17 protein-coding genes are annotated in these 19,614 nt (G+C 66.6%); 7 read left to right on the top strand and 10 right to left on the bottom strand.

Translation table 11 applies throughout. The features are described 5' to 3' along the window. The 4 genes from AC1DGP_RS27485 (at position 1) to AC1DGP_RS27500 (ending at position 2,727) form a co-directional block, all read left to right on the top strand. Positions 1-804, top strand: coding sequence for an ABC transporter ATP-binding protein (locus tag AC1DGP_RS27485; RefSeq protein WP_441506936.1), 804 nt, complete (start codon positions 1-3; stop codon positions 802-804). Positions 805-813: 9 nt separating this feature from the next. Next, positions 814-1,566 (top strand): ABC transporter permease, encoded by a 753-nt coding sequence (locus tag AC1DGP_RS27490; RefSeq protein ID WP_441492253.1) that lies wholly within the window; start codon positions 814-816, stop codon positions 1,564-1,566. Positions 1,567-1,598: 32 nt separating this feature from the next. Next, entirely contained in the window at positions 1,599-2,303 is a 705-nt protein-coding gene (locus AC1DGP_RS27495) for a fumarylacetoacetate hydrolase family protein (protein WP_476768201.1), read from the top strand. 193 nt (positions 2,304-2,496) lie between these two features. Next, complete coding sequence (locus AC1DGP_RS27500) at positions 2,497-2,727, top strand: hypothetical protein (protein ID WP_441492255.1); 231 nt, start codon at positions 2,497-2,499, stop codon at positions 2,725-2,727. A gap of 38 nt (positions 2,728-2,765) precedes the next feature. Here AC1DGP_RS27500 and AC1DGP_RS27505 read toward each other — a convergent pair whose 3' ends face one another. The 10 genes from AC1DGP_RS27505 to AC1DGP_RS27550 all read right to left on the bottom strand — a co-directional run bounded on the left by AC1DGP_RS27505 (position 2,766) and on the right by AC1DGP_RS27550 (position 17,978). Beyond that, on the bottom strand, positions 2,766-5,927 hold the full coding sequence (locus AC1DGP_RS27505; RefSeq protein ID WP_476768202.1) for an efflux RND transporter permease subunit: 3,162 nt from the start codon (positions 5,925-5,927) through the stop codon (positions 2,766-2,768). A gap of 2 nt (positions 5,928-5,929) precedes the next feature. Beyond that, positions 5,930-7,060 (bottom strand): efflux RND transporter periplasmic adaptor subunit, encoded by a 1,131-nt coding sequence (locus tag AC1DGP_RS27510; protein ID WP_441506847.1) that lies wholly within the window; start codon positions 7,058-7,060, stop codon positions 5,930-5,932. A 184-nt stretch (positions 7,061-7,244) separates the two neighbouring features. Next, positions 7,245-7,508, bottom strand: coding sequence for a hypothetical protein (locus AC1DGP_RS27515; protein WP_441506846.1), 264 nt, complete (start codon positions 7,506-7,508; stop codon positions 7,245-7,247). A gap of 156 nt (positions 7,509-7,664) precedes the next feature. Beyond that, positions 7,665-9,857 (bottom strand): hypothetical protein, encoded by a 2,193-nt coding sequence (locus AC1DGP_RS27520; RefSeq protein WP_476832733.1) that lies wholly within the window; start codon positions 9,855-9,857, stop codon positions 7,665-7,667. Then, positions 9,848-10,867, bottom strand: a complete 1,020-nt coding sequence (locus AC1DGP_RS27525) for a family 8 glycosyl hydrolase (RefSeq protein WP_476768205.1) — start codon at positions 10,865-10,867, stop codon at positions 9,848-9,850. The genes AC1DGP_RS27520 and AC1DGP_RS27525 overlap by 10 nt, the downstream gene beginning before the upstream one ends. Next, positions 10,864-13,341: a cellulose biosynthesis cyclic di-GMP-binding regulatory protein BcsB gene (locus AC1DGP_RS27530; RefSeq protein ID WP_441506843.1), complete on the bottom strand. Its 2,478-nt coding sequence runs from the start codon at positions 13,339-13,341 to the stop codon at positions 10,864-10,866. The genes AC1DGP_RS27525 and AC1DGP_RS27530 overlap by 4 nt, the downstream gene beginning before the upstream one ends. Then, complete coding sequence (bcsA, locus tag AC1DGP_RS27535; RefSeq protein WP_476832734.1) at positions 13,338-15,524, bottom strand: UDP-forming cellulose synthase catalytic subunit; 2,187 nt, start codon at positions 15,522-15,524, stop codon at positions 13,338-13,340. The genes AC1DGP_RS27530 and bcsA overlap by 4 nt, the downstream gene beginning before the upstream one ends. Before the next feature lie 26 nt (positions 15,525-15,550). After that, on the bottom strand, positions 15,551-16,549 hold the full coding sequence (gene bcsN, locus AC1DGP_RS27540; protein WP_476832735.1) for a cellulose biosynthesis protein BcsN: 999 nt from the start codon (positions 16,547-16,549) through the stop codon (positions 15,551-15,553). A 280-nt stretch (positions 16,550-16,829) separates the two neighbouring features. Further along, positions 16,830-17,741, bottom strand: coding sequence for an NAD(P)/FAD-dependent oxidoreductase (locus AC1DGP_RS27545; protein ID WP_476768207.1), 912 nt, complete (start codon positions 17,739-17,741; stop codon positions 16,830-16,832). A gap of 18 nt (positions 17,742-17,759) precedes the next feature. After that, a complete protein-coding gene (locus AC1DGP_RS27550; protein ID WP_476768208.1) occupies positions 17,760-17,978 on the bottom strand; it encodes a hypothetical protein in 219 nt (72 codons plus the stop codon). A 196-nt stretch (positions 17,979-18,174) separates the two neighbouring features. Between AC1DGP_RS27550 and AC1DGP_RS27555 the strand changes: the two genes are divergently transcribed. The 3 genes from AC1DGP_RS27555 (at position 18,175) to AC1DGP_RS27565 (ending at position 19,574) form a co-directional block, all read left to right on the top strand. Further along, positions 18,175-18,435, top strand: coding sequence for a GlsB/YeaQ/YmgE family stress response membrane protein (locus tag AC1DGP_RS27555; RefSeq protein WP_441506838.1), 261 nt, complete (start codon positions 18,175-18,177; stop codon positions 18,433-18,435). A gap of 24 nt (positions 18,436-18,459) precedes the next feature. Beyond that, positions 18,460-18,933, top strand: a complete 474-nt coding sequence (locus tag AC1DGP_RS27560; protein ID WP_441506837.1) for a YidB family protein — start codon at positions 18,460-18,462, stop codon at positions 18,931-18,933. Between the two features lie 212 nt (positions 18,934-19,145). Continuing rightward, on the top strand, positions 19,146-19,574 hold the full coding sequence (locus AC1DGP_RS27565; protein ID WP_441492268.1) for a VOC family protein: 429 nt from the start codon (positions 19,146-19,148) through the stop codon (positions 19,572-19,574). The last annotated feature ends 40 nt before the right edge of the window (positions 19,575-19,614 follow it).

Here is a 19,614-nt window from a genome sequence, read left to right on the forward strand (position 1 = left end):
ATGCCGCAGCACCTCGGTGACCGTCCGCCGTTTCCCGCCCGCGCGGCCCGGCCGATCGTCGAAGTGCGCAGCGTCTCGAAAACCTATGCCGGCGGCGTCGAGGCGCTGAGCGGCATCTCGCTGGAGTTTCCGGAAGGGCGCCTGACGACGCTGCTCGGCCCCTCGGGCTGCGGCAAGACCACGCTGCTCAAGATCATCGCAGGCCTGATCCCCGCCACCGGCGGCCAGGTTCTCGTCGATGGCCGCGAGGTGACCGGGCCCGGCCCCGAACGCGCCTTCGTCTTCCAGGATTTTGCGCTGATGCCCTGGGCCAGCGTCATCCGCAATGTCGCCTTCGGGCTCGAGCTGCGCGGCGTCGCCCATAGCGAGCGCGAGGCGATCGCCGAACGCCATATCGCGCGCGTTGGCCTCAAGGGCTTTGAACAGAAATACCCGCACGAACTCTCCGGCGGCATGCGCCAGCGCGTCGGCCTGGCGCGTGCGCTGGCGGTCGATGCCAAGGTCGTGCTGATGGACGAACCGTTCTCGGCCGTGGATGAGCAGACCCGCCGCAAGTTCCAGGAAGAGCTGCTGGAACTCGTCGCCAATGAAGGAAAATCCTTCATCTTCGTCACGCACAGCATCGAGGAGGCGGTCTATGTCTCCGATCGGATTGCGCTGCTCTCGCGCCGGCCGAGCCGCGTCTCGGCGATCATCGAGCCGCAGATAGTCCGTGGCGGCGACCCCGAGAAGATCAGGCGTGACAGTGCCTATCTCGATGTCGTCGAGGCGATCTGGCAGCAGCTCCGGCATTACTTGGACTAGGAGTCGGCCATGGTCATTTCAGGTATCCGCCTTCCGATGATGGCGGCGCTTCTCGTCTGGGCCGTGATCTGGGAGATCGCCGGTCATACCGATGCCGGCTTCATCCTGCCGCCGCTGTCGCGCATCATCTGGCGCGTCTTCGAGATCGTCCCGACAGCCTCCTTCCTCGACGCACTGCTGATCACCGGCCGCGCTTTCCTGCTCGGCAACACGATTGCGATCTGCGTCGGCGTCCCGCTCGGCATCGTGATGGGCCGCTCGGTCATTGCCGACCGGCTTCTCCTGCCCTGGGTGAACCTCTTCCTCTCCGCGCCGCTCAGCGCGCTGGTGCCGGTCATCATGGTGCTGTTCGGGCTGGGCGAGACGACGATCGTGCTGACCGTCGTGCTCTTCTCGATGTGGATCATCGTGCTCAACACGCGCGCCGGCATCCGCGCCATTTCGCCCTCGCTGGTCGAGATGGCGCGCAGCTTCGGCGCCAATCGCTGGCAGGCCTTCAGCCGGATCTATCTGTGGGCGGCACTCCCCGAAATCCTGGCGGGCATCCGGCTCGGCATGATCCGCGCCGTCAAGGGCGTGGTCATAGGGCAGCTGCTGGTCTCCGTCGTCGGCTTCGGCACGCTCTTCGAAATCTACCAATCGCATTTCCTGATGGAGCATTTCTGGGCGCTGCTGCTCGTGCTCTTCGCCTTCGCCTTCACCCTCAACGAACTGCTCGCCCGGCTCGAACGTCGGTTCGGCTATTACGCCGCCGCGCGCTGAAGACCTCTCTTGCCAACGAAGGATCCCGCAAGATGAATATCGCCACGCCTCAGAACCATGTCGTCCAGGCCCCGGAACAGGTCACGGTCCCGGTGCGGGGGACGCAAAGCCGGTTCCCCGTTCACCGCATCTACTGCGTTGGCCGCAACTATGCCGCCCACACCATCGAGATGGGCGGCGACCCCAACCGCGAGGCGCCCTTCTTCTTCCAGAAGAACCCCGACAGCGTCGTCCTCGATGGCGCCGATTTCCCCTATCCGCCGCGCAGCAGCAATGTGCACCACGAGATCGAGATGGTGGTCGCCCTTGCCAAGGGCGGCAAGGATATCCCGGTCGAGCGCGCGCTCGAGCATGTCTATGGCTATGCGGTGGGCCTCGACATGACGCGGCGCGATCTGCAGGACGAGTGCAAGAAGGCGGGCCGGCCCTGGGAGATCGGCAAGGCCTTCGAGCATTCCGCGCCGCTCAGCGAAATCGTGCCTGCGAGCACGATCGGCCATCCCGAGAACGGTGCGGTCTGGCTCAAGGTGAATGGCGAAATCCGCCAGCAGGGCGATCTCAACCACATGATCTGGAAGGTGCCGGAGATGATCTCGTATCTCTCCGGCCTGTTCGAGTTGCAGCCGGGCGACCTGATCATGTCCGGCACGCCGTCGGGCGTCGGCGCCATCGTCCGCGGTGACGTGATGGAGGGCCATGTCGAGGGCATCGGAACGGTGCATGCCAAGGTCGCCTGAGCGCGGCGACCGCGCCCCTCACGGCAGGCCGGCCTCGGCCGGTCGTGCCGTGAGGGGCAATTTGCCTGATGGGCGCCGTCCGGTTTCACTATCGCGGCGCGACTGTCGGCGCCTTCGGCCAGGGCTGTTGCCGATAACGCCCTGGAACAGGTTCGCTGGCTGGCGGGTTACCCTGGAAACCAGGGAGGCTCCAATGGCCAAACAACCCGAATCCCTTGCCACATTCGCGGCAACGGCCCGCAATGACGGCAAGAAGCCCAAGGATATCGGTCTCACTGCTACGCCCGAGACGGCACCTCTTCCCGGCGACACGAAGAAGGAGGCCGACGCGGCCACCAAGGTTCTGCGCGAAGGCGTGCTCAAGAAGGACCAGGGCGCGGACGAGGCGATCGACAAGCTCCCCGACCGCACGCGGGATCTGTGATCCAAGCCTGAGCGGACGCTCCGGCACCGGACCTGGGCTCAGTGTCCAGGGCCCGGGGCGGGGGCCGGCTCGCTGGCCGGGGCCGCGTCTTTCGGCCTGCCCCTGCTGCGCTCGCGCATCCGCTGGAACACGACATAGAGCATCGGGATCAGGAAGATGCCGAAGATCGAGGCGAAGAGCATGCCGCCGAAGACCGGCGTGCCGACCGCCCGCCGGCTGAGCGCGCCGGCCCCCGTGGCAATCACCAGCGGCAGCAGACCGAGGATGAAGGCAAAGCTCGTCATCATCACCGGGCGGAAGCGCAGCCTGGCGCCGGACACGGCGGAATCGATGATCGACTCGCCCTTGGCGCGTTGCTCCAGCGCGAATTCGACAATCAGGATGCCGTTCTTCGCCGCGAGCGCGATCAGCACGACGAGGCCGATCTGGGCGTAGACGCCGAGGCTGACGCCGGTCAGCGCAACCGAGGCGACTGCGCCGAGCACCGCGACCGTGACCGAGAGCAGCACCGCGATCGGCACGTTCCAGCTCTCGTAGAGCGCGACGAGGAAGAGATAGGCGAAGAGCAGGGCGAGCGCGATGACGATCGGGGTGCCGCCGCTTGCGGCCTTCTCCTGCAGGGCCGTGCCGGTCCATTCGAAACCGAAGCCCGCCGGCAGGGTCGTCGCCGAGATGCGCTCCATGGCCTGGATCGCCTGACCCGAGCTGACGCCGGGCTTCGGCGAGCCGTTGACGATCGCGCCCCGGTAGCCATTGTAGCGGGTCAGGGCCTGCGGCCCGGTGACGAGGCGCACCTGCGAGAGCGCGTTCAGCGGCACCATCGCGCCGGTTTTGCCGCGGACATAGATCTTGCCGATATCGGTCACGGCCCGGCGGAAGGGCGTCTCGGCCTGGACATTGACCTGCCAGGTCCGGCCGAAGACGTTGAAGTCGTTGACGTAGAAGCCGCCGAGCGTCGCCTGGAGGGCGTTGAAGATGTCGGCGATCTGGACGCCGAGCACCTGCGCCTTGTCGCGGTCGATATCAAGATAGATCTGCGGGGTGTCGGCGGCGAAGGTGCTGAAGACCGCGGCGAGCTCGGGCTGCTGGTTGGCGGCGATGAGCAGGCCGCGCATCGTGGCTGCGATGTCGGTCGGCGACTGGCCCTGCAGGGCTTCGAGCACATATTGGAAGCCGCCGGTGCTGCCGAGCCCGATGATCGGCGGCAGGTTGAACGGAAAGACCGTTGCCTGCTGCACGGCGGCAAGCTGCGGCCGCAGCGCCCCGATGATCGCGCCGACCCCTTGCGCCGGATCCTTGCGGTCCTCGAACGGCTTCAGGCGGATGACGAAGAAGGCCTGGTTGGAGGAGGCGAGGCCGTCGATGAAATTGAAGCCGACGACGGAAAGCACGCCCTGGACGCCGGCGACCGGCCGGACGATGCTCTCGACCTGCTCGACCACGGCCGCGGTCCGGTTCACCGAGGCGCCTTCGGGCAGGCGCATCGCGATGAAGAAGGCGCCCTGGTCCTCTTCCGGCAGGAAGCTCTGCGGCGTGGTCAGGAACAGCCCGCCCGTCGCGGCCAGGATGCCGGCGAGCACGAACAGGACGACGACGGCGACCCTGACCAGGCGCCTGACGATCGCGGCATAGCCGTCGCGGACCTTGTCGATGCCGTTCATCACGTAGCGCATCGGCCCGCCGCCGCCATGGCCGCGCTTGATCAGGATCGAGCAGAGCGCCGGGCTCAGCGTCAGGGCGTTGATTGCCGAGATCAGCATGGCGGTCGAGACGGCGACCGCGAATTGCCGGAAGAGCTGGCCGCTGATGCCGGGAATGAAGGCGACCGGCACGAAGACCGCGAGCAGCACGAAGGTGATGGCGATGATCGGCCCGGTGATCTCGGCCATCGCCTTCTTGGTCGCGTCCGCGATCGAAAGCTCCGGCTCCTCCTCGACGACGCGCTCGACATTCTCGATCACCACGATGGCGTCGTCGACGACGATGCCGATGGCGAGCACGAGCGCGAGCAGGGAGACCGTGTTGGCGGTGAAGCCGATCACCAGCATGACGGCGAAGGTGCCGATGATCGAGACCGGTACCGCGACCAGCGGGATGATGGTGGTGCGCAGCTTGCCGAGGAAGAGGAAGACGACGAGGCCGACCAGCACGAAGGCTTCGAGCAGGGTGCGGATGACCTCGTCGATCGTGGCGCTGACGAAGACCGTGGTGTCGAAGAAGATGCCGTAGGCGAGATCCTCGGGGAAGCGCTTGGAGAGCGCCTCCATCGTCGCCCGCACCTTCTTGGCGACATCGATCGCATTGGCGCCGGGCGACTGGTAGATGCCCATGGCGGCGCCCGGCGCGCCGTTGAAACGGCTGTAGCGATCGGCCGTGCGGGCCCCGATCTCGACGCGCGCCACATCCCTGACGCGCACGACCGAGCCGCCCGGATTGGTGCGCAGCACGATATTGGCGAATTCCTCCGGCTTGGTGAGGCGGCCCTGCGTCTTGACCGTGAGCTGGTATTGCTGGTCGCTGCTGACCGGGGCGGCTCCGATGCGGCCGAGCGCCGCCTGCACGTTCTGGCCCTGGACCGCGGAGATGACGTCGCTCGGTGTCAGGCTGAGCGCCGTCAGCCGGTTCGGATCGAGCCAGACCCGGAGCGAGTAATCGAGCGGGCCGAACAGGCTGACCTGGCCGACGCCGTTGATGCGGGCGAGCGCGTCGACCAGGTTGATCGTCGCGTAATTGCTGAGATAGAGCGAGTCGAATGTGTGCTTCGGCGAGTGGATCTCGACCACCTGCAGCAGCGCGGCGGATTTCTTGCGGACGGTCAGGCCCTGACGCGTGACCTCGGTCGGGAGCTGCGGCTGGGCCAGCGACGAGCGGTTCTGGACATTGACGGTATTGATGTCCGGGTTGGTGCCGAGCGCGAAGGTGACGTTGAGCGTGTAGCTGCCGTCGGCGCCGCTGGTCGACTGGTAGTAGAGCGCGTTGTCGACGCCGTTGATCTGCTGCTCGATCGGCTGGGCGACGGTGGTCTCGACCACCTCGGCATCGGCGCCGGGATAGCTCGCGGTCAGGGTGACCTGCGGCGGCACGATATCGGGGAACTGCGCAACCGGGATCGTGAAGATGGCGATGAGGCCCGCCAGCGTGATGACGATCGAGACGACGAAGGCGAGGCGCGGCCGGTCGACGAAGATCGACGAGATCACGTCTAGCTCCCGCTTGCCGGAGCAACGGGCGTGGCGGAGACGGTCAGGCCGGGGCGCACCTTGAGCAGGCCTTCGACGATGACGTTCTCGCCCTCGGTCAATCCGGTTTCGACGACGACATCGGCGTCCTGCTGCGGGCCCAGCTTGATGCGGCGCTGCTGGGCCTTGCTGTCCTTGTCGACGACCATGACATAGCTGCCGGCCTGATCGACCTGGACGGCCGCCTGCGGCACGACGAGGCGTGCCTGCTGGCTCCGCTCGCGGACCTCGACCGAGACGAATTCGCCGTCGATCAGCTGGCGATCGGGGTTGGGCAGCGAGGCCCGCATGGTCACGGTGTCGGTCTGCTGGTCGACCTGCGGGTCGGTATAGTTCCAGACGCCGGGATGGGGGTATTCCTTGCCGGAGGACAGGCGCACGGTGATCGCGATCTTGCTCTGGCTGCCGTCCTCGCGCCGGCGCGCCTCGCGGAGTTCCTCGAGCTGGCGCACGCTGACCTGGAACAGGACATACATCGGGTCCTGGCTGACGATGGTCGCGAGCGGGTTGCTGCTGGGGCCGACGAGATTGCCCTGCGTATAGGCCGTGCGGCCGATGCGGCCGGCGATCGGGGCGATGATGTCGGTGTAACCGAGATTTTCCTTGGCCTGGGTCAGTGCCGCCTGGTTCTGCAGCACCGAGGCATGGGCGACGTCGAGAGCGGCGCGGTTGCTGTCGAGCGTCGCCTGCGAGACGGCCTGCGTCTTCACCAGGTCCTGCGAGCGCGCATAGGTGAGCTGAGCGTTGAGCTCCTGGGCCTTGGCGGCGGCGAGGTTGGCCGTCGCCTGGTCGAGCTGCGCCTGATATTGCACCTTCTCGATCTGGTAGAGCGTGTCGCCGGCCTTGACCTCCTGCCCCTCGGTGAACTGGATCTTGTCGAGGAAGCCCTGCACGCGGGCGATCAGCGCCACGCTTTCGGGCGCCTTGATGCGGCCGACGAAGGAATAGGACCAGGTCACGCCCTTCTTGGTGGCGGGCTGGATGCCGACGGCGGGCGCAGGCGGGGCGGCCGGAGGTTGCGCGGCTTGCCGGTCGTTGCAGGCGCCGAGCGCCAGCGCCATCACCGCAATCGAGACAAGCAACCGGAACGTCATCCGTATGCCCCGCAATGATCGATCCCGGGGATGCAAGCCCCCAGGAACCCAAGTCCCGTAGGATCGAGACCCGCTGGGACCTGCGCCCATGGTGACAAACTTCCGGGCGCTTGCACAGAGCCCGGCTGATGCCGAAACCGCGAGGGGCTGGGTTCGCCGAGGCTGTCGGCGTCTCCGTGACGGTTCAGAGCGGTTCGACTACGTCGGGATTCATGGCGATGAAGAGTTCAGCCTGACGCGCGAACAACATCCAGGCCGGATCATTCTCCGACCGTCCGGCGTGGCAGTGCATGATCGTGAAGATCGCCACCGTTCCGGCCGGCTGCTCGGGGTCGATGCGCGCGGCGCGACACATCGCCCTGGCAATTCTCTGGACGCGCGGATCATCCCGACGACCTGCCGCGCTCACCCCCGCGGCCACGGGTTTGGCTTCGTCGATCAGAGGCATGGCGGACCTCCCGTCCTGTCATAAGCTGATGCGAGACAGTCAAACGATCGGCCCGGCTATCGGTTCCCGCGGCAAAGACTCGCGCCTTTGTCGGTTGGCCATACGCGGGAGATGAAGCGGTGCTCGCCCGGCCTCAGTCACTGACCGTGCGCGAAATCAGTACCTGTTCTGGCGCGTCACATCGCCGATCGCGGTCAATCCGGCCAGCGCCTGCGGCGACCCGTTGCTCCTGTAGAGCGCCGTGAAGACCCTGCTGGCATCGGTGTAGCGGCCGAGATGGAAGTAGGACCAGCCGCGCATCATCATCAGGTCGGTGGTTTCGGGAGCAAGACGGGCACGTTCCGACAGGGTTACCAGGGCGCCGTTGAAGTCCTTGTTGTCATATTGCGCATAGAACCGCTCGGAGAGCAGCAGCGCCGAGAGTTCGCGGCGCTGCGCGGGAGCCGGATTGGTCTGCGCCGCCGCGACATTGGCCTCCGCCGTCAGGCCTTGCTGGAGCTTCGCATAGGTCTTGCCCATGGCCGCGTCGGCCGCGACCTGGCCCGAGCTGCTGCGCATCGCGGCCTCGAAAGCCTCGGCCGCAGCCGCAGGGCGCTTCAGGTTGAGCAGGCACCAGCCGCGCTGCAATGCTGCCGCGCCCGACTGGCCATTGCCGCAACTGCCGGAAGCGGGCGCTGCCGCCTGGCGGCGCCGGACAGGCTCAGCGTCGCTATCGGCCTGGACGGTCTGGACGGTCTGCCGGGCTGCCCGGGAGCGCACCGGGCGGCTCAGTGCGGGTTCGATCGGGTCTCGCTCGCGTATGACCGGCACGGCCGGAGCGGCGACATCATCCCGGCGCTGCTGCTGGTCACGCGCATCCTGGCCATGCGCATCTTGGCCGCGCGAGGCGCGGTTGCGGCGCGGATCGAGCAGCGCGGCGATCCGTTCGGAGCGGCCGCCCCAGTCGTTGACGATCGCGCGCAGGCCGGCCTGGTCCCGCAGGCGCTGCCGTGCCAGGGCAAGCCCATAGGCGGCCGGCTCATAGCCACGGTCCCAGGAGAGGGCGGTTTCGAACCATGTCTCGGCCGGGGAGGTCTGGCCGGCATTATAGGCATACCAACCGAGACCGGCCGCGCCTGGCGCGTAGCGGTCGGTCGCAACGGTCTTCGCGATCCGCTCGACGACGGCGCGATCCAGCTTCGGAGCCGGTTCCTGCGTGATCAGCGACGTCACCGCGTCGAGATAGGCCTTGCGGTTGGCGGCGCCTGCGTCCAGCCATTGCGAACCCAGCGCCTCGGCCTCGCGATATTTGCGATTGGCGGCCAGCGCGAGCACCGCGCCTTCCGCCGCCTTGGCTCCGCCCTTGCGCTGCAAGACGGACTGGAACAGCGCCTCCGCCTTGACCGGATCATTGTGGCGCAGCGTGTAGAAGCCGAGCAGGATGGCATCGTCCGGCGTCGTCGCGGCGTTCGCAAGCGCCTCGACCCGCCGGATGTCGTCGGCGGATACGGTGAGCTTGGTATCCTCGGCAGCCCGCCCGATGCGCCGCCGCGCGATCTCGTCACGGATGCTGGAGAATTCGGTCTGCCTCTCCTGCGCCAGAAGCGCGTCCGTCAGCGTATCGGGCAGCGTCGCCAGCGCCTTCTGCATCGTCCCGATCCGTTCTGCCGGGGTGTTGCAGTTGCCCAGCACATAGGAATAGGCGTCCCGCGCCCGCTCGGGCTTGCCGGTCTGCACGAAGGCCTCGGCCACCCGCCACAGCGCATCGACATTCGCGCAGGTCAGCAAGGCCGGCGTCTCGGTGCCGATCCGGATCACCTGCTCCCATTGCCGCGCATTGGAGGCATTGACCAGCCGCTGCGCCGCCTCGGCGGCGTCGAGCCGGGCGACGAGATCGACAGGCGCACGCCAGTTCGGCTCTCTGGTGCCGCGTTGCGCAATCGCGGCCCGGACCTCGGCGATCTTGCCTTCCGAGAAGAGCTTCCAAAGCCGCTCGAGCTCGGGATCGCCGGTTTGAGCCGGAGACGTCAGGTCGGCGGGCGGCTTCCATTCCGGATAGAGGGCGCGCAGCCGGGCAAGCTCGGCCTCCAGGCGCCGCGTGTCGCCCTGAGATGCGAAATAGCGCAAGGCACTCTCGTCGACGACGGGGGGCCGCTGCGCCGGTTGGCCGGGCGGGGTCGCCGGCGGCTGCGCCTGAGCGAGTTCCGGCGCGGGTTGCTGGCTGTCAGGGGAAGAGCTTCCGGCCGCGGCCGCCTGACGGATCGCCGCAGGCGGCGTCAACGACAGATCGACCTCCCGGCCATGGCGGCCGAAGGCATAGAACGCGGCACTCGCGAGGACGATCGCCAGGACGGCGTATTTCACATGCATTGCGGATACCTCTCGCGGAGCATCGAGAGGGACAGAAGATGCAGGGTCGAGGGATAATAGGCCGTCGGCTGGAAGGTCTTCAATTCCGCCGGGATTGGCGTCTTGTCGAGCGCGCAGGCCATCGCGGCCGCGAGAATGCGATAGCCGGCGTCGGGCAGCGGCTCGACGGGATTGCCGGTCTTGACGTCGATCACGGCAGTCCCGCCGGCCCATGCCTTGCGGAACGGCTCCATGCGCGCCTTGTCGGCCAGCCCCGCCCGCATCAGATAGAGCGGGATGCGGATGGCGTTGTAGCCGAACTGGGGCGGGAAGCCGTCGGCAGGCCTGGGCGTGTCCTTGATCGAGACCCAGTCCGGCGCCAGCATCTTCGCCTTGGCAAGCGTGTCGAGCAGTTTCAGGCCGCTCGCCTGCACCTGCATCCAGCTCTGATCGCCGGTGAGCTGCGCGAGCGCCGGCAGCGCCTCGAACACCCAGTAGGATGGATTGACCACGGGCCCGTCGGGCCGGTCCTTCTCGGAAAAGCCGACCGCGCCGGGCATCAGCCAGGTCTCGCCACCGCGCTTCAACAGCGCGACCTTGGCCAATGACCGGGCGATCTGGCGCGCCGCCGCCGTGTAGGCCGGCATGGCCCAGCGCGCGCCGGCGCAGGCAAGGGCCTCGGCGATCAGCAGATCGCCGTCGCTGGCATTGTTGATGTCGGTGACATGGGGGCTCGCCTTGGGGTCCCAGCGCCAGGCCGCGAGCCCGTCGTCGCGGATCAGGAGCTCTGTGCGCGTGAACGCGAATATGCTGGCGAAGCTGCTGCGGTCGCCCGCGAGACAGGCGAGCAGCAGGCCATAGCCCTGGCTCTCGCTATGGCTGATCCCGCCATTGGCATCGTCGATCACGCGCCCTTCGGGCGTGACGAATTTTTGCCGGTAGAGCTCCCATGCGCCGTCGGGGAGGGAGGCAGACAGGGCCGATGTGAGAAGCATCATGGTGGCTGAGAATGTAGCCAGGAGCTTTCTCATGAGCGCCGCCCCAACCGTCCGAGCATCAACGCGGTGCCGATGCCGAGGCTGATGCAGGCGGCCAGGAGCGTCAGCGCGTAGGTGCCGATATTGCTCGACATCCAGTTGGCGAGGACGAGGCGCATATTTGTCAAGCTGAAGGGCCGCGTCATGAAGAAGGAGGTGCGGTCGGCGGAGAGGACATGTGTTTCCTGCCCACCCCGGAAAGCCGTGATCCTGCCGGCCATGGCAGCCCAATTGCCCGGCGTCACGATCCGGGCAACGCTGCTCTCGAGCGCCTCTTCGCGCCGGGCGACGAAGGCGGTCCAGACCTGCCGGGTATCCGGATCGGCGGCCTGGGCTGCGATCAGGTCGGTTCCCTCGGCAGGCTCGTAGAGCGAAGACGAGCGCGACGGTGTGCGCAATTGGGCAAATGACAGGTCGAAGGTGCGCTGCAGCCAGCCGTCGAAGGCAACGAGATAGCGGGCCAGCGGGCCACCGAGCGAGTTCCGCCACCGGTCGCGGATCTCGTTCGTGGATTGCGGCACGCCGCCTGAATCTTCCGGTGTCGTCTGGCGGCCCTGGAAACGGTTGAGCACGGCGTCGAACACGGCCGTGCCATCCGCATCGGGCGAGACCACGACGGCGTCGGCGCGCTGTGGCCATGTGGTGCGGACGGTGTCGGCGATGCCGACGCGCGGCAGCAGGCCGCTTGGCAACTGGCCGACGGCGCCGACGATCAGCGCCGGGCGATCTCCCACGGTGGCGGCGTTCGCCAGCGGATCGACCGCGATGGGCCGGCTGGCGCGCTGGGCCAGGCGCGCCAGCAGAGTCGCCGCCGCACCGTAATTGGCGGCATCGAGCCGGCCCATGACCAGGGCCACGCGCGGCGCCACCGAGTAGGGAAATCCCGTGCCGGAAACGGCGGCGAGGTTTGGCTTGACGCCGATCTTCGCGAAATCCGGAACGGCCAGCGAGGTGGCATCGAACAGCGCGAAACGGCTCTTGCCAGGCAGCGTCGCGCCGGGCCCGCAGCTCAGATCGGTTCTCGCGATCGTGACGGCCTCGAGCCAGAGCTCATTGATCCCCGGCCGGAAATGCCGCATCGGCACGGTGATGGGGAATTGCTGGAACAGGCCGCCGGTCGTCGTGTTGAGCGGCACGGTCGCGGCGACATTGCCGTTGACGAAGATCTCGATATGGCTGACGCCGGGCAGGACCTCCGCGGAATAGGCGCCGTCGAGAAGAAGCGTGGCCTCACCGTAGGCGTTCGCAAAAAAGTCGCCGGGCATTGCGACGACGGCGCGCACCCGCATGCGCCGGCCGGTCGATTCCTGGGTGGGAACGCCGAGATCGGCGAAGCGCAGCACCTGCCGGCCCGTAACGTAAGGTGGGTTCGGCGTGTGCCAGCTCGCCGTATCCATGCTTGTGCGGTTGATATTGGTCGGCCTCGAAACCGGCTCGGTCAGGATCTTGGCGACGACCGCCTCGATATCCGGCCAGCCCTGGCCCGTGACGAGAAGTGTGGCCGGACCCAGCTTCGGACTGGCGACGAAGCCGAGGAAGCTGCGGGTGGCCGCTTCCTCCGGGATCGAGCCGAGTAGCTCGCCCAATTCGTTCGCTGTCCCGATCACAACCGTCAGCGAGCCCGGCCGCAGCCGCTCCGGCGGCCGTTCGGAAACCCGCACCACGACCTGCCCGAAGCGCCCGCGCAGGGCCACGGCCTGGGCTACGGCGAGAATGGTGTTGCCCGCGATCGCCCGCGACGCGCTGGGCGCCACGATGTTGATCGTCGTCTGGCCGCTTTCGTCCCCGCCGATCGACGGCAGATCGTCGATGCCTCGCAAACGCAGCTGCGCGGCATCGGGGCTGCGAAAGCTCAGTCGCGTGCCGGCACCGTCGATGCGCGTCCAGAGTTCATAGGTGGATGCCAGGGTGCAATCCGTGCGGTGGCGCTGCACGACCTCGAAACCGATCGTATTCTCGCCTGCGCGCAAAAGCGCCTTGCGGATCGCGACCGAGAGCCGCGCCAGCCGGTCCGACGATGCAATCGGCTGCTCGATGACGCGCTCGCCATTGATCCGCACGGTCAACCGCGAGGCTTCCGGCATCACGACGAGGGCATTCTGGAATGCCACGTCCAGGTTCAGATCGGCAGCGGCTTCGTCCTGCGTCAGGAAGAAAGCCCAGTTGCGGCTGTCGCTCTCGCCTTCCAGGGTGACGCGGGCGGCAGGAAGCAACGGCTTGAACGCAAAGGGGACGGGCGCAGTCGCTGCCGTCGCGGACTTCGGCGGCTGGCTCGGGGCAGGGGGCTCAGCAGCAGGTGCAGCCGGTGCCACGGGGGGCTTTGCGGCCGGCGGCTGCTCCGGAGGCGCGATCATGAACGGGGCCGGCTCGGCCGGGGCTGGCTGCACGCGCCCGTCCTGGGCCATGCTGGCGCCGCAGAACAGCGGCAGGGCCATGGCGGCCATCAGGGAGAATGGCTGCAGCCTCATTCCGCTGGCCTCGCCGGTGTCGCCGAAGAGCGTGTCAGGCGGTAAAGGCCGAAGAAATAAGACAAGCCGCGGCTCGTCTGGAAGATCGCGATCCGCAGGAAGCGGATCGTGCCGTAGACGACCCCCATGTTCTGGCGCCGCGCCTTCTGGAACAGGGTCCAACGCTCGGCGTCGGAAAAGGCGAGATCGGCGATCATGCGGCTGTGCAGGGCTTCGCTCGGGGCGTAGCGGCAGCCCATCAGCAAACCCTTGTMGTCAGGCGCCAGGCGCATCACACGCACCGGCAGCGTGCCGGCCGGCATGTTGATCGTGGTCTCGAAAGAAATGAGCGCCTCGCTGCCGACAGGCAGCTTGTCGAAAACATGGGACAGAACGCGGATGCCGACGCCGTCGACGGAGGCGTTCTCGGTGACGATCGGCGCGGTCTGCCCGTCTATGGTGATCTCGCCGCGTCGCCGCACTGCGAAGCGCCGGGCCGCGCGCCCCTCCGGCCGCTCGGAGACGACGCCGAGCGCGCAGCCCGCCATCAGCAGGTTGAGCAGGTTCCAGAGGCCGACGACCACCGTCGTGTCGGCATTGTAGGGCTCGGTGATGATCCGCCAATAGGTCGCGACGACACCGAGCGCCAGGACGCCGAAAATGATGAAGAACGGCAGCCCCAGCTCGGAGACGCGACGGGTTTCCAGAGATTCGTTCTTGGCCGTGACCTTGAAGGTCGGCTTGCCCGGATTGATGAGGACCGAGACGACCGCAGGCAGCAGGTAGACCGACTGGATGAACTCGTAGAGTTCCGAGATCCATGGCCAGCGATAGCGGCCATAGAGATAGTTCTGCATCATCAGGTTCACGACCATATAGCTCAGGATATAGGCGAAGAACTCCGCCCCCGATGCCGTGAAGATCTGCAATCCGAAGAACAGGTAGAACAGAGGCGAGATCAGGAAGATCCAGCGCGCGAAGGGAAACAGCCAGAACAGCGCCGAGGAGCAGTAGCAGAGCCGCTGCGGCAGCGAGAGACCGGTTTTGAACAGCGGGCGATGATAGATCAGGATCTGCATCATGCCCTGCGCCCAGCGCGAGCGCTGCCCGATGAAGCTCGCAAAGGTCGCCGGCTGCAGCCCGGCGATCAGCGGCTTGTCGACATAGACGCTGTGCCAGCCGGTGGCGTGCAGGGTGATCGCCGTCTCGGCGTCTTCCGTGATGCTACGTCCAGCGAAGCCATTGGTGGTCTTGAGTGCCTGGCGGCGCAGCACCGCAGCCGAACCGCAGAAGAACGAGGCGTCCCATTTGTCGAGACCGCGCTGGATGATGCCGTAGAACATCTCGTTCTCGGACGGCATGTATTTGAAGGTCTGGAGATTGCGCTCCAGCGGGTCGGGATTGATGAAGAAATGCGGCGTCTGCACCAGGAACAGCTTCGGGTCCTGGCCGAAAAAGCCCACGGTCTCCGCGAGGAAGGACCGTGCGGGCGCATGATCGGCATCGAAGACGACGATCAACTCGCCTTCGGAGTGAGCGATACCGTTGTTGAGGTTACCGGCCTTGGCGCTGATATTGCGCTCGCGCGTCAGATAGGTGACGCCGAGGCCCTCGCATAGCTTTTGCAGCGTCCCCCGGCGCTCCTTGGCGGCGTTGGCGGCCACGAAATTATCCGCGTTGCACTTCTCGTCGGTTCCGCCATCGTCGAGGAGAAAGACCTTCAGGCGATCGGCCGGGTAATCCATCGCGAGCGCAGCCGCGAGCGTCGTCGCCAGCAGGTCCGCCTCTTCGTTATAGGTCGGCACGAAGACGTCGACGGTGGGCGCATTCTCCAGGTCGACCGGCGGTGTCTTGCGCGGCGGCAAGGGCAGCGCGACCACGAACAGGCTGAGAAACAGCATGCCGATATTATAGAACTCGGCGAGATAGAGGATCATCGCCGGGATGAAGTCCTCGATCTGGTTCGCCGGCGGCAAGGTGCTCGTCGTGCGCCAATAGATGTAGCGCAGCACGATCGCCGTTCCCAATCCCAGCGCGATCAGCCGCCAGACGCCGTCAGGCCGCAGGAACTTCAGCGCGATCATCGCCGTGACCACGATCGCCCCCGCGATCAGATGCGCCTGCAGGCTGATCGGCAAGGTGATCAGCACCACGACCAAGGCGGCGATCACAGCCCAGACGATGACGTAGATCGTTGTTCGCATCGGTCTTCAGGTGATCCTGGTTGCGGTCAAGGCGACAAGGGCGGCGGAACGGTCGGGTATCCTTCCAGGGGTCGGTCCGGCAAAGGCCTGTCCGGGACAGGGTCTCTCACCTCGGTACGGGCCGGCTGCGGACGTTTCGGGCGGGCAACCGGAGGTGGCCGCTCGACCGCATCAGGCAGGAATGCCTGGGGCATGGATGCCTGGGGCAGGGGATAGATCGGCGCGCCGGCCTCGCCGAGATCGGGGGACGGCGATGGCGCATCCCCGATCGGGTTCCAGCCTGCGCGCCTGAGCGAGGCGTTGACGGAAAACCCATAGGCGAGGCGCAGCAAGGCGGCTTCCGACGCTCCCGGCGCACAGATCCGCAGGCGCACGGAGATCACGCCCGATCTGGGGCGGAAAAGGCTGTCATCGCTTGCGACGCGCTGCCAGGCGTAAAGACAGCCATCGCCCCCGGGGCCGCGGCCAAAGGCATAGCCGAACGGGCCGTAGCGGTTCTGCACATAGGCGGCCGACGGCACCATGGCGACGCCCGGAAGCCGCTCCTCCATCTCGCGCGCGATCGCGAAATCCTCGATGCTCGGAAGCGAGAGGAGCCTGCCTTCCACACCATTCGTATCGGGAACATCCGCCGCCGTCAGGAAGGCGGCATAGATCGCATTCTCGCCCGGCGTCCGGCCTCGCGTGGCGAGCGTAACGGTCTGGGACACGGCATTTTCGTAGCTGCGCTGCGTGACGTTCACGACCGCTGGCCCGCCCGGCGGCAGCACGATGAGGGCGCGGCTCGGGTCGACGGCGATGGAGCGTGTTGCAAACGACAGTTCGGCATCCGTCAGCCTCTGCTCACCGCAGCCTGCCGCCATCGCACCCAGCAAGGCCGCGGCGGCAAGGGTTGCGAGCCGCCCCCTGGTCTGGCCGCGAGCCGGGCCGAGCGCCGGACGCAGGCCGGACACGCTCATCGGCACGCAGGCCGGTGTCTTGGAGCGATCGACATGTCGGAACCATTGATTAACAAAGATTAACACGTTCTTACCGCAGGCTGATGCGGCCAGTCTTTGGCCCTCGATCGAATCATACCTGCCAGTACAGACAATTCCGGCACCGGCACCAACCCCTGTCGAGCGAGCGCAGTGGGAGAATTTGGAATACTGGCGTTCTCATCCCCCATAATCTTTGCGATGGTCGCCGGGGACTGCCTCGACACTCGGCAGGCCTTCTCTGTTCCGGATTGAAAGCCGGCGAAGCGGATGATCTGGAATATCCTTGTCGCCGGCGTCGCAGAAGGGAGGGGGCTTGCCGCCATGACTAGCGCAGCTGCGGACGGGATGCGGCGAGATCGTTGCGGATCGCGGTCGCGGCCACGCCGGCCTGACCCATGGCATGACTGATCTGGTCGAGACCGATCACGACATCGCCGGCCGCGTATAATCCCGCGATGCTGGTGCGCTGGTGGCGATCGACCTGGATGCAGCCATCATCCGTCACGGCCGCGCCCAATGCGGTCGCGAGGTCGGAATGAACGACCGAGCCAAGGGCGGGATAGACGGTGTCGAAGCGCAGCCGCCCCGCGGCCGAAGACAGGCTCAGGCCATCCTCCTCCAGCCGGAAGTCCTGCGCGGGTCCGCCGATGATGCGAACCCCGAGACCCGCGAGACGCTCATTCAGGGGGGCGGCAAGGCCCTCGGTTCCATCGAGGACAAGGCTGACCCGCGCCGTATACGACCGCAGGAATTCGCATTCATTCGCAGCGCCGGCATCGGAGCCGATGACCGCGACGTTCTGCCCGGTGACCTCGTAGCCGTCGCAAACCGGACAGTAGCGCAGGCGGCCCAGCATGAGCGCCTCGGCATGGAGCGCGTCGGCAATCGGGGGGCGACGGTTCGTGACGCCGGTGGCGAGCAAAACCGAGCGCGCCTTGATGTCGACGTCCCGCCCGTGCGCTCCGAAGCCGGAACCGTCGTGGGTCAGCGCCTCGACGTGGCGATCGACAATCCAGGTGCCGTACCGGATTGCCTGCGACCGCATCCGCGAGAGCAGCTCGCGACCGGAAATGCCTTCGGGAAAGCCGGCATGATTATGGGTGCAGGGGATCTGCAGCGCGCGGCCATGGCCCGCGTCCATGACGGTGACGCTGAGATGAAAGCGCGCAAGATAGATCGCCGCCGTCAGGCCCGCGGGGCCGCCGCCGATCACGAGGCAATCGAGCTGGTCTGACATGAGGGGCCCTCGGCTTGATCAGGCGACGCTTGCGAACGGCAGGGCGGAGAGGCTTGCGCGGCACGGGCGGTCTCGGGAGGACGTCACATCGGCATCTCGCCGCAACGCCCCGTTGACCGTCAGTTCCTCCATAAGGATCGATTGATCTCGGGAATGTGACGCCTGGAGCCACCCGATGAGCTGAACCCGCGCGGAAAAGGCATGGACGAGTTGGGCCGATGCGATCAGCTTCATCATGAACTCCGGACTATCCCAGGGATCAAACGGAGCGGGCAGTGAATTCGTTCCCGGCCGACGCGGGGCAGCCTCGCCTGGGCTGACGGGGCCGTAAGGGAACCTACTTGCCGATCGCCGGTTCAGGAGATGCGCTTGCGCATCGATCGAGCCCGCTGATGCGGATTCGGATGTGGCCTAGCGATTGCGGGAGGACATCGTGAGCATTGTGTGGACCATCGTCATCGGCTTTCTCGCCGGCGTGATCGCCAAATTCCTGACCCCTGGGTCGAACGAGCCGACCGGCTTCGTCCTGACGGCCATTCTCGGAATCGTCGGCGCCTTCGTGGCGACCTATCTGGGACAGGCCCTTCATTGGTACCGCCCGGGGGAAGGCGCGGGCCTGATCGGGGCGGTCGTCGGCGCCATCATCGTCCTGATGGTCTGGGCCTTCTTCTCAAACCGCCGACACAGCGTCTGACACCCAAGCGCAAGGAGCGACCTCATGAGCGAAAAGGGCTTTCCGTCGATGACGGCACTGCTGGGCCTCGTTGCCCTCGCAGGCTACCAGAATCGCGACAAGATCGCCGAGTGGCTCGGCCAGGCCAACCAGCCGACCCCAACCGGTGCACCGGCCGGCGATATCCCGAAAGGCGCGGATTCCGTGCTCGGCAATCTCGGCGGCACATTGGGCGCAGGCGGGATCGGCGGCTTCCTGAACGGAGGTCTGGGCGAGCTGATCGATCGCTTCAAACAGGCAGGCCAGGGCGAGAAGGCCGATTCCTGGGTGCGCCAGGGTGCCAATCAGGATGTTGCGCCGCCGGATCTGGAACAGGTGATCGGACCCGATGTCCTGGCCAAGCTCGAACGCCAGACGGGCCTGTCCCGTGACGAGCTGCTGTCCCGGCTGTCCCGGCAACTGCCTGACGCCGTGGATCGCTATACGCCCGACGGCAGGCTCCCCGCCGCCGGGGCCTGATCCCGCCCCTGCATGACCGGCAGAGCCGGTGACCGTCGACACGTCCAGCGACCGGCTCCCGTCATCGGGAGCCGGTTCGTCGTCGGGGCAGGGTTTCTCGAGGCTGCCAGGTACTGCCAGATCGGGTACTGCCAGATCGGGTACTGCCAGATCTCGTCACGGCCTGGAACCACACTGTCTCGCCTGAGTTGATGCGCAATCGGAAGGAACAGATGGAAACCCAGGAACTACATCGCGGCCGGCTGATCGATCATATCCAGCTCGTTGTCGCGGACCTCGGCGCCTGCCGCCGCTTCTACGAGGGCATCTTCCGCGAACTTCACATTCCGATCGGCGGGACGGCCGAGGATTATTTCTGGGTGGACGAACTCTTCGTCTCGAGCGCGCAGAGCAAGGCGGCGCAGGGCGAGCTCACGGGCCGGCACCATATCGCCTTCCAGGCCAGGAACCGCGCCATGGTCGACGCCTTCTACAAGGCTGGCCTCGACAGCGGCGGCAGGGATAACGGCGCGCCGGGCGAGCGCCCCTATCATCCCGGCTATTACGCCGCCTTCCTGCTCGATCCCGCCGGCAACAATATCGAGGCCGTCTTCCATGGCGAGGCCGAACGCAGCGCTCCATCGGTCAAGATCACGTTCTGAGTGATCGGCAGGTGGTGCCACCCGCGGCATGGGCGGCAGG

The organism is Allobosea sp. 05T433 (assembly GCF_056396065.1).